This window comes from Methylobacterium indicum (genome assembly GCF_001043895.1).
Taxonomy (GTDB): domain Bacteria; phylum Pseudomonadota; class Alphaproteobacteria; order Rhizobiales; family Beijerinckiaceae; genus Methylobacterium; species Methylobacterium indicum.
This window is the reverse complement of the sequence record NZ_JTHF01000219.1, coordinates 1-14,770: the sequence shown is the minus strand read 5'-3', so window position 1 is coordinate 14,770 and position 14,770 is coordinate 1. Positions and strand designations below refer to the sequence as shown.

Sequence of the window (14,770 nt, the reverse complement as noted above, 5' to 3'; positions counted from 1 at the left end):
CGTCTTCCCCGACTACGAGGCGATCGTTGAGGCCTGCTGCACCGCCTGGAACGCACTCACCGCTGAGCCAGAGCGCGTCCGCTCCATCGCAAACTTCCCATACATCGCACGCGTCAATGCTTAGGCGCGGCGGTATTAGATAGTCCTTGCTAGCAATTGTGCGATTGTGTTCACCATTTAGGACATAAATAGCCGTTTCATATTCTGATTGAGCCTTCGCACAAATAGATGAAATAGTCACCAAGGACACTGAAAACAATATCGTTTTCATTGATCTAAATCTTTACCTTGGAGCGCCGGTATGCCTTGTGGTCAGTGTGTGCGCAAGGTGCTGTCTTTTAGCTTACCGCAACGCGTCAATACTCAATTAGTATCAGAACACGATGACGGCGGCCAGGACGAGCACCGTGGCAGAGTTGCGGGTGAGCTTGTCATAGAGAATGGCGAGGAGGCGGAAGTCCTTGAGGCGGCAGAACACCGCAAGGCATCAGAACACCGCCTCGTCCCGCTGGCGATCCCGATAACACTGCGTTCGCTGCGAGGAACCGGGTGAGCCCGCCTGGAAGCGCGGCATGCCCAACGCGAAGCCTTCCCCGACCGCCACAAGACGGTCGGGTAGGACGTACGGCGCAGCGAGTTGCCCCCGGTTCGAGGTCGCGGTCGGCGTCTGATACCCGGCAGGCAGCGCGTCAGCGAGCAACGCAGCCCGACGGAGTGGACATACGTCGGCGCGGGCCTATTTTCGGCAGCTAGGCGGATGGCTAGCCGGATGCGATCACCCTGCCGTTCAGAACATCGCGTCGTCTCCGATGAAAGGGAAGATTTGGTCCTTTTGGATTCTAATGCTGAACAACCTATTTTCCCGATCGCGTTTATTCTTAAGCGCCTGCTTCAGCGCGAACCGGTTCATTTTAATCATTCGCGACCGCGTGGAAGCCCGGTGCGACTCAGCCTCGATTTCGCTGAATCTGAGCTCAAAGCGTTGATCCGCCAGATGCGCGACGACCTGCAGAGCTACCCAGGCTGCATCGGGCGCTGTCTCGGCCCAAAACCGATCGAACCACATACCAGCCAGGACGTCCCGACGGTGATTCCGATGCAATGCGGGCATCACGTCAGCGACCCAGGTTCCCTGGATGTCGGCCAGATCCGCGAACCGCTTGATCTCCGCCGATTCCCGCCGGCTGAATGCCGCTAACGCCAAGCCAAGAGCCCGATCCCGCAGTGGGGGGGCCGTGACCAGTCGCTCGATGGTGGCGATCAGCCAAGCGTCGTCCCCGCGTTGAGCTGTGCGGGCGAAAGCGGCCACCGATGCGTCGGACAGACACCTGCGCATCGTCGACTCCCGCGCGTCGAGTACGGATGTGGACCGAGGAGCGTCGAATAGAAGTTCGGCCTCGTCAAAGCTGACGGTGCCGCGTGGGTCCTTCAAGGCCTTCATCAATCGGATACCCCGATCCGGATCAACCTTGAGGAGAGCTTGGCAGAGGCTGAAGCAGTATGCTCCTAACCGCATCCTGAGCCGACGGCCGGCCTGCCCGGGAGCCGTAGCTTCGTCCGCCCAGCGCTGGCCCATCTCGAGATTGGACCTTATGACCGCCGCTAGCGCGTCCGGGTGGAAGCGATGCGCATACCATTTGAATGCAGGCATGCGCCGCGCCGCCGCGGCCGCATCGCGGGGCGAGGCCGCCGCCCGCATATCGGTCTCGTCGTCGAGGGGGTTCAGCAGTTCACCCAATGTATCGCCACCTGCTTCGCTACCGCTTGTCCAGCTCGCGCTGGCGCTGAGGAGCGTCCGATCGGGTCTGGCGGCCTCGGCCAACGGTGCCAGACCCGGTTTGAGGGCGCCACTGGCGGGGCTCATCCGCAATTGGGGTGGGACGCCCCCCTGCGACGGCGAACCATCGACGAAAACCTCCTCGTTCAAAACGGCGTTCAAGGCGGCGGCGAAACGTCGCACGTCGTCCTCAAGGCATCCGCGTTCGACGAGGTGAAAGCTGGCAGCGGCGGGGTCCACGCGCCGGCTCAATTCCTCGAAGGCGATGTGGCCCCCGAACCGGGATAGGAGCTTGTTGCCCCACTCGTTCTCCCAAGGATTATCGGGGTCGTCGTAGCACAGCCCCAGGTCGACGATCTGCCGTCCGATATCCTCGTTTTCCGTCATGCACGCGAATCGTAGCGCGAGTCCGCGCGCCAAGGGGTCGGACGCGCACGCCAGCGCCACGACCGCGTCACGGTCGGCTGCGGTCGCTTCCGCCCGATGGTGCGCCGCCAACCAGAGCGCCCGGATCGGCGATGCATCCTCTCCCCCAGTCCGGATGACCCGAAGAGCTTCTTGGGCGATGGCCTCGGAGGGCGGCTCGAGCCACGGTTCGAAATCGTCGAGGTCGAAGGCGTTCGGAGGGCGGGCCATCAAGTAGCGATGGCGTTCGTCGGGGCTCATGCCGGGCAGAAGCCCCAAAGTCGAGAATGCCTCCGCGGTCTGGGCGGCGTCCGGGCCGGCATCTGGGCGTGGCCAGCTCGCCCCACCGCGGCGCAGGTCGGTGACGACCTCCCTCACTGCTGCTGCCTCGGAATCCTGCATGACGGGTTGAAACCCAGGCAGTTGCAGCGCCAGCTGTCGTTTGCCCTGGAGCGTACGTGCCGGCATGCTTGCTACGACACGCCGCATGAACGCCAGGAGATCCGTGGGTACGCGGGCGGCGAATGGCAGCAAATCCTCGAATCGTTGGGTCTCGAAGTTTGGACCAAAGGTCGCGTGGACGGCCGCGGGATCTATCCTGCCGACAGCCTCCGACAGACGGGTGAGGAGGTGATCCGGGACGAGCCTTTGGGGATCCAGAAGCGAGAGTTCCGCCCGGTTGAGCAGGGCATCGAGCCGAGTTCCTTGCTCGTCGATGCAACGCTCGCATTGCTCCTCGGACCAAGCGTAGAAGCTGTTGCAGGGATCCGCGTTGTGCTTGGCGATCCGTTCCGTGGTCTCATGGGGCACTGGCAGCGGAAACTCTGCCTGCAGCTTGGCTGCGGCCTTAGTCCCGGCAACTTCGAGAAGGGTGTGGGCTGCTGTTGTCGCCACGACTTCTCCGCGAGCGAGGAGCGTGCGGGCCTCGTCGACAATGCTGGATTCCGGATCGTCCGTTGCGAACCTCACGACCCACGCCGCGGCATCCCACTCGGTCGCGCCACCCGACACAGCAGCGGCTACCGCCCAGGTCGCGAGCGCCCCTGCGAACGGGCTACGACGACCCGCGGACATGAGGAGGAGCCCGAAGCGGATCAACCTCAGCAAACCGTCATCCTCGACGATGGTCAGGCGCTTGCCGGCCACCTCGAGCGGTCCGGGGATCGGCGTGTGGCCGATCCTGGCCGAAATGGCTGCGCGGCGGGAGGAGTCCTCCGCCGCTCCGCCGTGCCGCAAGAGAGGCGAGCCGGCGGGATGCACGTACCCCGCCCAGCGCTCGACCGCTTCGACTAGAAGCGGTTCGAGAACGTCGTGCTCTCGGTACTGGCTGAAGGCCATTGCCAGGTAGGCCTGGGCGGAGCCCTTGTCGCCGCGAGACGACCAGAATGATTCGGCGATGGAGACGAAATCGTCCGGCGCCCTCAACACGAACGCGAGGCGCGCTTCGTCTTCGTCGCCGAACCGATTGCGCGCCGAGAGCCAGATGCGGATCAGTTCGCGTCGGGCCACCCCCGGATACTCGGGATCGAGCAGCGCATGGAATATGGCGGAGGCGCAGATCCGCACTTTCAGATCCATCTCGGCATGCGGCTCGAGCCATCTCGCCACGATCTCCGCGGTAGCCGTTGCGCTCTGCCCGTTAGACGCCACACGCACGTCATCCGCGAGCAGCATGCCCAGGCCGAACACCAACCGCGTCGGTTCTACCGTGAAACGGCGACCAGTGGCGCTGTCGCTTCTGACGAGAAGGCCCCCGTCGATGATTTCCTGATACGTCTGCCTGCTGGCGTCGAAACCAGGAAGAAGAGCGTGCAGGTCTTGCCGACTGAAGTTCGGACAATGCTGCCAGCGCGATGCAAGGGCTCGGATCACCTCGTAAAAATCATCCTCCGACAGCGGGTGCCCGCGCTTGTCATCGCGGCGGCATCTCGCGTCGATGAGGATTAAGCGTTCCTTCGTGAAGTCGTTGTTGATGCGCATCTCGTCGAAGTACTTACCGACGAGGGTGCAGTAGCGCGGGGTCCGGATCAACTCGTGCAAACCATCCGGGATCTCAGAGATTGGCACGCCGCTGCCGTCGAGAGCTTCGGCGAGCTCCGCGTCCGCATAGCCGTCCACCGGGATCGGACAGAAACCGTCGCGTTCGAGTCGCTTGCACTCGGGTTCCCAGTGTCCCGGCCTGTCGGTAGCCAGCACGACGACGCGACCACGCATCTGCGTGTGGAGCAGCGGTCGGAAGAAGCTAATCCAGTCGACGTCCGTCCGCTCGTTCAATCCGTCGACCACGATCAACAGCAGAGGTTTCGGAGCTTGCTGATCGGCCAGCCACGCCTGCAAGCGACGCTCCCAACGATCCTTTCCGTGAAGCCCCGTGTGCCGGGTCAGGAGTTCCGGCAGGACAGTCGCGATCGTCGCCCCTCTCGCGAGCGGGTGAACGGAAGCGTTGAAGACGAGCGTGAGAGGCAAACGACCGTTGCCCGCGCCCACCTCGGCCCACGCGAACACCGCCCAGCTTTTGCCCTCGCCCTCCTCGCCGAGGGCTACGGCGTGCCGGCGCTCTGCTGGGTTTCCGGCCCACCATGTCGTCAGAAGATCGTGTATGTGCCCACGGCGCACATAGCCGGAGCCAGGGGCCTTGACGGCGATGCGCTGGTTGAACTCCGCTTCGGCGGTTCCGTCGTCCGAAAGCCACCCGCTGAGGGTTCGAGCCGCCCGCCGGCTGGCGTCCTCGTAGCCGAGCGCTGTGCCGCTCAGTTTACCCAGGATCTGCGCGAGTGCGTCGGCGTAGCCTGCGTCATGGGTTATTGCCTCGAGGGCCACGTCGAGAGCTGCCGAGCCGATAGGTGAAGCAGCGTCCCTGGCGAATCGCCCGACAACATCGCGATGCGCCGCCATCAGGACGTATAGCCGCGACAACCCTTGCCCAGGCCGGTCGAGAAACAAGCATTCGACGCCACGTTCCGCGGCATGGGCTTCGAGTTCGGCAGCGTGTTGGGCGGACACGGCGCAAGTCGCGGCGAGGACCCACAGATCGAAATCGGAGGCCTTTGCTGCCTGCAGGATCTCAGCGGTCAGTTCCCGCAGGTCGAGGCCGCTCTTGAAGTAGTGCTTGGTCTCGGCCTTGATGTGGTTAGCCGGTGCCGTCCTGGATTCCGAGCTGGCGTCCATGCCTGCTTGGTAGCCGCTTGCGGCGAGGACGAAACGTTGACCGGTCGCGGCTTCAAGAAGCTTCGAGATCAGACCTTCGAAGCCCGATGATCCGGTGTGGCGCAGCGCACGGAGGAACGCCTCGATGGGGTCTGGTTGAGCGACCTGAGTCGCGACCGGGGAAGGGGTGCCAACAGCGGCCCTTGCGTTGCCGGTGGTCGAGACAGCCATCGTGGCGAAACCTGCTTGTGCTTTCTGCCGATCACAGCTGCAGACTACGCGCCGGCTGATAGCCCGTACAGCCTCGCTGGCGATTGTCGTCTGGCTTCGCCACGCCGAACCCGATCATCTTAACCAAGGCCCGACAAAGCCGTGGGGAACTCGCTCTCTGAAGCGAATTTAAATACAAAGGCGGCAGCATGTGTTTGGCATAGTTATATCGAGATCAAGTGTGATATAATTGTTGGATATTAATTTGCAGGATCCTTTGACGCCGCCGCCGAAGCTTTGCTTTGCTTTGCGGGCCTCACCGCGGGGGCGCTCCTTAAAAGGAGCGCCCTAGCCAGCGGACTGGAACCGCTTCCTGACCTATGCCTCAGGCGAAGTAGTTCGCGTTGACCTGGGCCTGCTGGATCCCGGCGAGATCCACCGTCCCACCGCCCGACAGGGTAAGCAGGGCATCGCCGTTCGAGGCCGTGCCTAGGGTATAGGTCTGACCCTGGAGATCGAGCCGGTCCCCCTCGGACTGATTGAAGCCGAGGACGAGGTCCCTGGCTCCCTGGTTCGCCGTGAACACGTACCGATCCGCTCCGGCATCACCCTGGAGGGTATTGTTACCTAGGCCCCCGAACAGGGTGTCGTTGCCCTCGCCGCCATAGAGAACGTCGTTGCCCTCCTCCCCGTAGAGGACATCGTTGCCCTGGTTGCCATAGAGCGTGTCGGCCCCGGCTCCTCCGCGGAACGTGTCGTTGCCGTTCCCCAGGCTGACGTTGTCGGCTCCGGACGATCCGGACAGATTGTCGTCCCCTTGCGTCGGGCCTGGCGCAGGGCTGTCCGCGATCGCAACGACGAGGTCGGCACGCGAGATCGTCCCAGCTCCCAGCTTCTGCGTCCAACTCGCCTGCTCGGCCGCGGTCGGGGCCTGCTTGCGGCCGTTCTGATACATCTGCGCCACGAACTGAGCGTCGGAGAGTGAGCCGTACTTCTGCTGGAACTCCCCTGAACCGATGAGGGCGCCGGCTACCTGCGATTCGGTATAGCTGCCGTCGAGGATAACGCCGCTGAAACTCGACCGGCCGCTCGCATCGGCGGTTCGACCGAGCGCCGTGCCGTACAGGCGATCGACAGTGTTGCCCACATCAGCCTTGTCGATACTGTGGTCGTAGGAGAATGAGCCGGAGATGTTCTCGCTGTTGTTGGTCACAGCGTGCGTATTGCCCTTGACGAGGTGCTCCGCGCTCTCCGCCAGCGTGTCGACGAGCGACGTTCGGGTTGCTGCCCCGGACTTCAGCTTGGTCAGCCAATCATCCAGCTCGCTGAGTTTCGCGGACCTATCGTATGCGTTTCTATACATCTCCTCGACGAACTGCGCATCCGTCATGGTCCCGTACTTCTGCGAAAACTCGCTGCTGCCGAGTATCGCGTTGATCACGCCGTAGAAATCCGCGTACTGGAAGTAGCTCTCCTTCTCGGCCGACGAGGTGTCCCGGTCGAGCAGGACATCGTAGATCCTGCCCAAGCTCGCGCGGTTCTCGGCCTCCTGCCGCATGGTCTGTGTCGCGTAGTAGCCAGTGCGTCCGCCGTCCGGCGTCATGCTGATCTGGTCGACCCCGTTTTCGTCGATGCAGTGGTTGCCCTCGTACTTGGCCGAGTAGGCGTCGGCCGCCCCGACATCGTACGAGCCGTTGCCGTCGGCGACATGGTTCTGGGTTTCCAGCACGTCCTGGGTCCCGTCTCCGTTAAAATCTCGGCTGATGGTCGTCAGCCGCCCGTCCGCGCTCGTCGTGAAGACGTCCCTGGATGCGAGCGCGCCCGAAGCAGCGAAGTGACTGATCGTGGCGGTCTTGGCGCCGCTGCTCAGGGTCGTGTCGACCACCGTGAGATCGGTTTTTCCGTCGCCGTTGAGGTCTGTGTTCACGGTGACGATCAAGCCGCTGGCACTCGTGGTCCGGACGGTCTGAGCCTTCAGCCCTCCGTCGGCGTACACCGTCCTCGTGGTTTCCGTCCGCGTGCCGTCGCTGTTGAGCACGATCCTGTCGGAAAAGGTCTCGTCGGCGGTGCCGTCGCCGTTGAGATCGATCGTGCCGGTGACGGCGTAGCCGTTCGCCGAGGTCGTCAGGACGATCCGGTCCCGCAAGGTCCCGGTTGCGTTGAGGTCGCTACGCGTCTGCGTCGTGCTGCCGTCCGCGTTCACCACCGACACCTGGGTGGTGATCGCATCGGTGAGGCCGTCGCCGTCGTAGTCGTAGGCAAGGGACGTCGAGCGGCCGTCCGCACTCGTGGTCTTCGTCGTCTGGCTCTGAAGGGCGCCGGCATTGCTCCGGGTCGAGACCGTGTCGATGCGGGTACCGTCGGCGTTCAGGGTCGTCGTCTCGAACCGGTCGTCATTGCCATCGCCGTCGGTGTCGCGCCGGACGGCGATGCTCCGGCCGTTGGCGCTGGTGGTGGTCACGTCCTTGCGGAAGAGAGCACCCGCCTGCGTATTCTCGGTGTAGGTCCGGGTCGTGCTTCCGTCGGTGTTCAGCACCGTCTGATCGACGATGTTGAAGGTCCCGGTCCCGTACTCATCGAGCTGCTCGGTGTGGGTGGTACCGTGCGCGGAATCGGTGATGACCCGCTTGCTGACCGTGTAGGGCGTGTTGCCATTCCGAGCCGTGACCGTCGTCGTCTGGGTCCGGCTGCCATCGGCCCCGAAGGCGATCACGTCCGTCGTCGTGTGGGCGATGCTGAAGCCTTCGTTGTTGCCGCTCACCGTGATCGTCTTGCTCAGGCCGTTGGCGCTCGTCGTGGTCACGACCTTGCTGGTGTCGCCGTAGGTGCCGGCCGGCACGTTCGCGCTGGTGTTCTTGTCCGAGTACGTCTCGGTGGTACTGCCGTCGGCGTTGAAGACGATGGCGTCGCTCTGAGTCTCGTCGACGGTGCCGTCCCCGTTCGCGTCGAGCGTCTGGGTCACCGAGAGCCCGTTGGCTGCAGTGGTCCGGACGACCTTCTGGATCAGGCCGCCAGAGGCGTTCATGGCGGCGTTGGTCTCGACGATGCTGCCGTTCGCCTGGAGCACGGTGGTGTCGGTCGTGTCCGTGCTGCCGTTGCCGTCGAGATCCATCGCGGCGGTCACCGTCTTGCGGTCGGCGCTGGTGGTCGTCGTTGTCTGGCCGATGAGGCTGCCCGAGCCTGCCTTGCGGGACACCGTCTCCGTCCGCGTGCCGTTGCCGTTGAGGGCGACGACGTCCGAGACCGTACGGTCGGTGCTGCCGTCGCCATCGAGGTCGCTCACCGTGGTGGTGGCGAGCCCATTCGCCGAGACCGTTGTCGCTACGCTGCCGAGGACTACGTTGCCGGCAGTTTGCCGGGCGGTGGTCGTGCGGCTGCCGTCCCGGTTGAGCACGGTCGCGGCCGAGTTCACCGCATCGACCGAGCCGTTCCCGTCGACGTCAGTCTGCACAGTCGTGGTCAGACCCGTCGCATCGGTCGTCGAGACGGTCTTCTTCAGTAGGTTCCCTGTCTTGCCGCTAAAGGTCGTTGTTGTGACCTTGCTCCCGTCGTTGTTGAGGACAGTGGCGGCCGAAGTCGTCTGGTCGGTCGTACCGTCGCCGTCGACGTCGGTCCGGACGGTGCTCGACAGGCCGTTCGCCGCCGTGGCCGCGGTGATCGAGGCGATCAGCGCCCCGTTGGCAGCATATCGTTTCACCGTGTCGACGACGCTGCCGTCGGCCTGCGTCACGACCGTCTCGACTGCGTCGGAGGCGCCGTCGCCGTTGGTATCGCTGGTGATCGACCGGGTGTTGCGGTCGGCGCTGATCGCGGTGACGGAGCGGGCGAGCAGCGTCCCGTTCTGGCTGGTCCGGGATGTCGTGATCGTCTGGCTGCCGTCGCCGTTGAGCACAGTCGAGGAGGTCGCGGTGAAGTCGAAGGTGCCGTCGCCGTTGACGTCGCTGCGAGCCGTAAACGACAGCCCGTCGGCGCTGCGCGTGACCGCCTTCTGCGAGGCGAGGGTGCCGTTATAGCCCTTCTCGCTCGTTGTCGTGGTGGCGCTGCCGTCCGAGTTCTTGACGATCTGGGCGACGCTGGTGCTGTCGACCCGGCCGTCGCCGTTGAAGTCGTTCTGGACGGTCTTGGTCAGCCCGTCCGCGCTGACCGAGCTGGTCAGCCGGCTCTTGAGCGTCGTCCCGTTCGGCAGGTAGTTCGAGACGGTCTCGGTGACCGCGCCCGAGGCGACCGTGACCTGGTCGACGGTGTCGTAGGCACCGTTGCCGTCGACGTCGAGGCTCGTCGTCCGCGAGACGCCGTCCGCCCCCTTCACGATCACGGTCTTGTCGAGCAGGGTCCCGTTGACGTTCAGGGTGGAGAGGGTCTGGGTGCGGCTGCCGTCCGAGTTGACAACCGTGACATCGGTTGCGGTGACGTCGACGGTGCCGTTGCCGTCCGCGTCCTGCTTGCGGGTGATCGACAGGCCGGTCGCGCTGATCTGGGTGCTCAGGCTGCCCTTGAGCGACCCGTCGGCGTTTCTCTCGGTCTGCGCCGTCGTGGTGCTGCCGTCGCTGTTGCGGACGATCGTCGAGGTGCGGGTCAGGTCGTATACCCCGTCACCGTTCGCGTCCGCCTGGAGCGTCTGCGTGGCGGCATCGGGGCTCGTCGTCAGAGTGCTTCTCGCGCGCAGCGATCCGTCGGCGTTGGTCGTGGACACCGTCTGGGTCCGTGAGGAGTCGCCGTTGGTCACCGTCTGGTCGACGGTGGTGAGGTCGAAGACGCCGTCGCCGTTGCTGTCGAGTGCGGTCGTGCCGGTCTGGCCGTTGGCCGAGACGAGGTGCTGCACCGTGCCGACGACCGACCCGTTCGGCGCGAGGTCGGACACGGTATTGGCCCTGCTGCCGTCGGCGTTGACGAGGACGGTCTCGCGCTGGTCGTTGGCGCCGTTGCCGTCCTGGTCGCGCAGGATCGTGATCGTCTTCCGGTCGGCGCTGGTCGTCGTCGTGGTCCGGTCGCGCAGGATCCCGTTCGCCGTCGCGTTCGACAGCGTCTCGGTGCGGCTTCCGTCGCCGTTGGCGGCGGTCCGGACGGTCTGGACGTTCTCGAACACGCCGTCGCCGCCGGTGTCGAACTTCGTGGTACGCGTCAGTCCGTCAGCCGAGGTGGTCGAGACGATCTCCCCGGTCACCTCGCCGCTCGGGTCGTAGGTCCGGTTGTCGAGGGTGGTCGAGCCGTCGGTATTCTTCGTCGTGGTCGACTTGACGGTTTGGCCGGCGGCGTCGAAGGCGAGCGACACCGTCGCTGCGGTTCCGGTGGTTCCGTCCGTCCGGGTGAAGGTCGCCTGGCCGTCGATCGTCGACCCGTCCGAGAAGACACGTCCGGTCTTGTCGGCCTTGAGGTTCAGGGACGCGACCCCGGCATCGGCGAGCGACTTGAGTGTCGTCGTGCCGTCGGCGTTGGTGACCATAACCTTGAACTGCGAGAACTTGGCGTCGCCGGTGTCGAGGGCGCCGTTGTGGTTGGTGTCGAAGACGTCGAGGAGCGCCTGCATGTCGGTCGCCGCGGTCGGGTCCCAGGCGGTGAAGACGACCTCGTTCTGCTGGGTGATCTTGCCGTCGTTGTCCGCGTCGAAGACGAGTACGCCGTCGCCGGCGCCAGCCCAGGCGGTGTGGTGTTGGCGACCGTCACCGGCCATGTCGAAGAAGATGTTTGATGACGATTTCGGGGTGATCGAAATGCCGTCACCGTTCAGGTCGAGGACGATTGGGCCGTAGTCGGAGCCGCCGTCGAAGCCGCCGCCGTCGAAGCCGCCATATCCGTCGTAGCCCCCGTAGCCCCCGTATCCGTCGAAGCCGCTGTACCCGTTGTAGCTGGGATCGCCGAAGTCATTTCCGAAGGATGACCCATCGCTAAACTCCCTGTCGAAATAGTTATATGTATCGTCAGAAAGCGTGTAGTCCGAAGTTTCGTTATAAGCGAGCTTGTCATTAAACGTGGTCGATGACGTATCAACGGCGTTCTGACCGGGCGCGACATCAATCGTATCGAGCGCTATTGATTTATCGGACGAGCTTGTCTGTCCAGGTGTAAGAATGCTGTTCTGATCCACGCTTCCCGGATACTGACCAGTCAGCGCCGTATTATCCGCTAAACCATAGGGGGCTGGATTTCCGGTATCTGCTAAACCGTAGGAGGCTGGATTCCCGGCGCTCGATTGGGCCGAGCTGGGGCTCTGAAGCGGGCCATCAGTATATGGATATGATCCGCTCGAATCCGAATAAGTCGGGAAAGTTTGATTGTTGCTCGCTGTCAGATAGGTGTCGGATAAACCCTCACGTGGATTGCCGAACGACCCCTGACCTGTCCTATCGTAATCTGATGGGCCTGTATTCGGCTCATTGAAGATGCCAGTCGCCGCATCTGCGGGGGACCCAACATCACCTCTTATTGAAGGACTAAGCTCCGTATTTTTGCTGGAAAAATTGAAGAAGAAATTACTTTGGGGATCGCCAAACTCGATTCTGTTTGATCCCGGATCAAAATTGGGCACAATACCGACTTGATACTGCGGACTAGCAACAAGTTCAACAACCCCAACACCAACAGAGCCCTGGATAAAGCTTGAGAATGCCAATTGGCGTTGCCCATTGATCGTATCTAGGCCGAACATTGCCAGCCCCACTTGAACTGAAGCCCCTCCACCGAGGATAGAATATCCAAGCCCCGAGATGATGCCAAATTGCACTGTTTCAAATGTGTTAGTTGACGTGTTATAGTTGAGATTATAGCCAATACCCATTAAGTAGCCAAAATTATTAACGATTACATCTCCCTGGTCAGAAAACTTTGCAGCTACCCCTCCACCAATTAAAAGTTGCTGAAAGCTGGAGCGGCCGAGATCTCCGTATGTCTGAATGGAGCCACCGGCGTTTACGGTAAAATTACCGCCGCGCCCTTGTATTGTTCCCGCTTTTGATGGGCTTCCGAACTGATATGTCAAATATGAGACTGCAGCGCTCAGGTATTGACTGAAGGTTCCTCTGACGTCCATTGCTCTCCCCCCTGGATTACGTTTGATCGATTTGTCGCATCAGGACAGTTGCCACCGCCGCACGCCAAATCGCAGTCAGTCCGAACAGCGTGAAAAAACATATACGTACAAGCATGATCTGCTCGTGGTCCATTTTAGCTTCAATAGCTATGGCAACGAACCTATTTGCAAGCAGGAAATAAATAATAAAATCACCTGCAGTGATTGGTATCAAAAACCATTTTACATATTTAATCGGAGTCCTTATTAGATACAGTGTGGCGGCAAATGTTGCTATAATACTTTGCCACAGGCATATACTTCTAAGATTATATACTAAAGGCAAGATAAAACTGAAAGCGTAAAACCACACATAGGCTAATATAGCATTCAGTAGATAATATTTGAAACGGTTATTAGCTTCTTTTGCATCATAGCATGGCTGGAATGTGATGGCCCGCATCAGGTAGCTATTCATAATTTTATTCCGCCTATCAAAGAAGTAGCGACAAGGTCCCGCATCATATAATTGGTCACTGTAGACTCAAAATCGGGAACCTCGGCTACCTCACGATCTGGTTCCATATGACCATTATTTCCAGTCCAGCAGAATCACTACTCGGATCCAAAAGTGCGGCAACGGCTACTAACGCTCGCACGACGCCAGCGTCCCGTGTTCGCTTACGCCGTCAAGGAGGCGGACGGTTCAGTGCGTCGAGGCGATGAGACTGGCCAAGGATGCGTCGACAAGTCGATAAACCGCAAAGAGAACTAAGTCTGAATCATCGGCATCTTTGGCATGAAGCCTGCGTGTGATTAGATACGGCGACTGTGTGAATAAAATTTGACAATTCCCAACATCGTACACCCCATTCGCAAATCTCATCCACAGATGCGCTGAGATCTATTTACCATGCAATGTGTCGTAAATACGGCATGTTCGAATTGTTCGATTGCAGACCATGGGGTTTGAGTTATTATACTAGTAATTTAGCGAAATGAACTAGTACGTGCGGCGGCCAGCTGAGCCTGCGTCAAACCCGGTGCCGAGGAAGTGCTTTTTGCTATGTTGCAATTGTCGTCTCGGCGAAAAGTCTTTCACGCGGTGAGGCGCCTCCGTCATGGCCCTATCGCGACGCACCATGCCGCGACCACAAGGGGATCACATCCGAGTAGGCATCGCTCTGGTCCGCGCGCACCTCTGACGCCGCAAGCTCTACTCTGAGCGCGATCACGCGGTAGGGCAGGCGCGGCGCGCTTGGTCTGCTACCGATGCTAGAATGCTGTAGCAACGAAGCTGGACTGGCTGGTCATTGGAATGTCTTCCTAGTATGGTGAAATGGTTGATCGCCGAACTGGGCGAATGCTTACATCTCACTGACTAGTCCTCTTTCTGGCAGTTTTTGCTCTGGCTCTTGCGCCTGAGGCTGGGTTATTGGAGGACAGCGCCGTGGAGATCTCCCGGCACAGTTTGCGTGAGGACGCTGTCATGCCTGCTCTGTCCGATCGCCAGCGGGTCGAGGTCGCGATCCCGGCCTACCTCCTGCTGGCCCTGACGTCGGCCCCCGGTGTGATCGTTCCGGCAGGGCCGGAAATGACAGGGAAGGCCGAGGTCGCCATCGCGGCGATGAAGAACGACCTGACGCAGGCCTGCGTCGAGCCCTTCAACGACCTCGTGGGCAAGAAGCAGCACGCGCTGCTGCGCCGTGTCGAACGGATCGGGAAGGGCGTGATCGCCGGTTGGGGAGACCGACCGGCGCTCAGCGTGATGCTGACGCTCTGGTACTTCGTGAAGGACCTGACCGACCGCGAGGTTCTGATCCTGTGGGAGGGCTCGGCGATGGCGCGGGCGGCGAACACGTTGCTGCCGATGTTCGCGCACGGTTTCGAGGAGCAGAAGTGGGACGCCTCGGCAAAGAGGCAGGCGGGCCGCCTACTGGCGCAGTTTCAGGCCGAGGGGCTCTACAGCGGCGGCCCTCTGCTCGGCTGATTGCTGTCTTCTTCGTCGTCCTCCGTGCGAAGTGCGGGAGGATGTCCGAAGGGTCTGTTGACGATGGTGAGCAGCTCCGTCGCGGCGAAAATGCGGTTGCGGGCATAGCCCGTACGTTCGAAGAGAATACCGGCATCAACGAGCTGCCCGACAGCTTGGTGCGCCTGCGCCACGCTCACGCCGAGCAGCCCGGCTAGGCGCTTCACCGTCAGGACCGGATGGTCGGTGATCAGGT

4 protein-coding genes and 2 pseudogenes are annotated in these 14,770 nt (G+C 61.8%); 2 read left to right on the top strand and 4 right to left on the bottom strand.

Annotated elements, in window-relative coordinates; genetic code table 11:
* Nucleotides 1-124: pseudogene (locus tag QR78_RS36225) on the top strand (IS630-like element ISAli3 family transposase); the annotation flags it as partial.
* A 663-nt stretch (nt 125-787) separates the two neighbouring features.
* On the opposite strand, the gene QR78_RS23925 reads toward QR78_RS36225, so the two are convergent.
* From QR78_RS23925 to QR78_RS34360, 3 genes are all read right to left on the bottom strand, one after another.
* A complete protein-coding gene (locus QR78_RS23925) occupies nt 788-5,560 on the bottom strand; it encodes a hypothetical protein (RefSeq protein ID WP_125900890.1) in 4,773 nt (1,590 codons plus the stop codon).
* Between the two features lie 364 nt (nt 5,561-5,924).
* Nucleotides 5,925-11,624, bottom strand: a complete 5,700-nt coding sequence (locus QR78_RS23920; RefSeq protein WP_125900888.1) for a beta strand repeat-containing protein — start codon at nt 11,622-11,624, stop codon at nt 5,925-5,927.
* A gap of 958 nt (nt 11,625-12,582) precedes the next feature.
* Nucleotides 12,583-13,023, bottom strand: coding sequence for a hypothetical protein (locus tag QR78_RS34360; protein ID WP_125900886.1), 441 nt, complete (start codon nt 13,021-13,023; stop codon nt 12,583-12,585).
* Nucleotides 13,024-14,034: 1,011 nt separating this feature from the next.
* Between QR78_RS34360 and QR78_RS23915 the strand changes: the two genes are divergently transcribed.
* On the top strand, nt 14,035-14,535 hold the full coding sequence (locus QR78_RS23915; RefSeq protein WP_244276282.1) for a hypothetical protein: 501 nt from the start codon (nt 14,035-14,037) through the stop codon (nt 14,533-14,535).
* Here the strand turns inward: QR78_RS23915 and QR78_RS23910 are convergent.
* Nucleotides 14,508-14,770, bottom strand: a pseudogene (locus QR78_RS23910) (hypothetical protein); the annotation flags it as partial. The gene QR78_RS23915 and the pseudogene QR78_RS23910 overlap by 28 nt on opposite strands.

Coding starts and splice junctions, on each gene's coding strand:
- QR78_RS34360 (WP_125900886.1), bottom strand. CDS start 13,023: ATGAATAGCTACCTGATGCGGGCCATCACATTCCAGCCATGCTATGAT.
- QR78_RS23915 (WP_244276282.1), top strand. CDS start 14,035: ATGCCTGCTCTGTCCGATCGCCAGCGGGTCGAGGTCGCGATCCCGGCC.
- QR78_RS23925 (WP_125900890.1), bottom strand. CDS start 5,560: ATGGCTGTCTCGACCACCGGCAACGCAAGGGCCGCTGTTGGCACCCCT.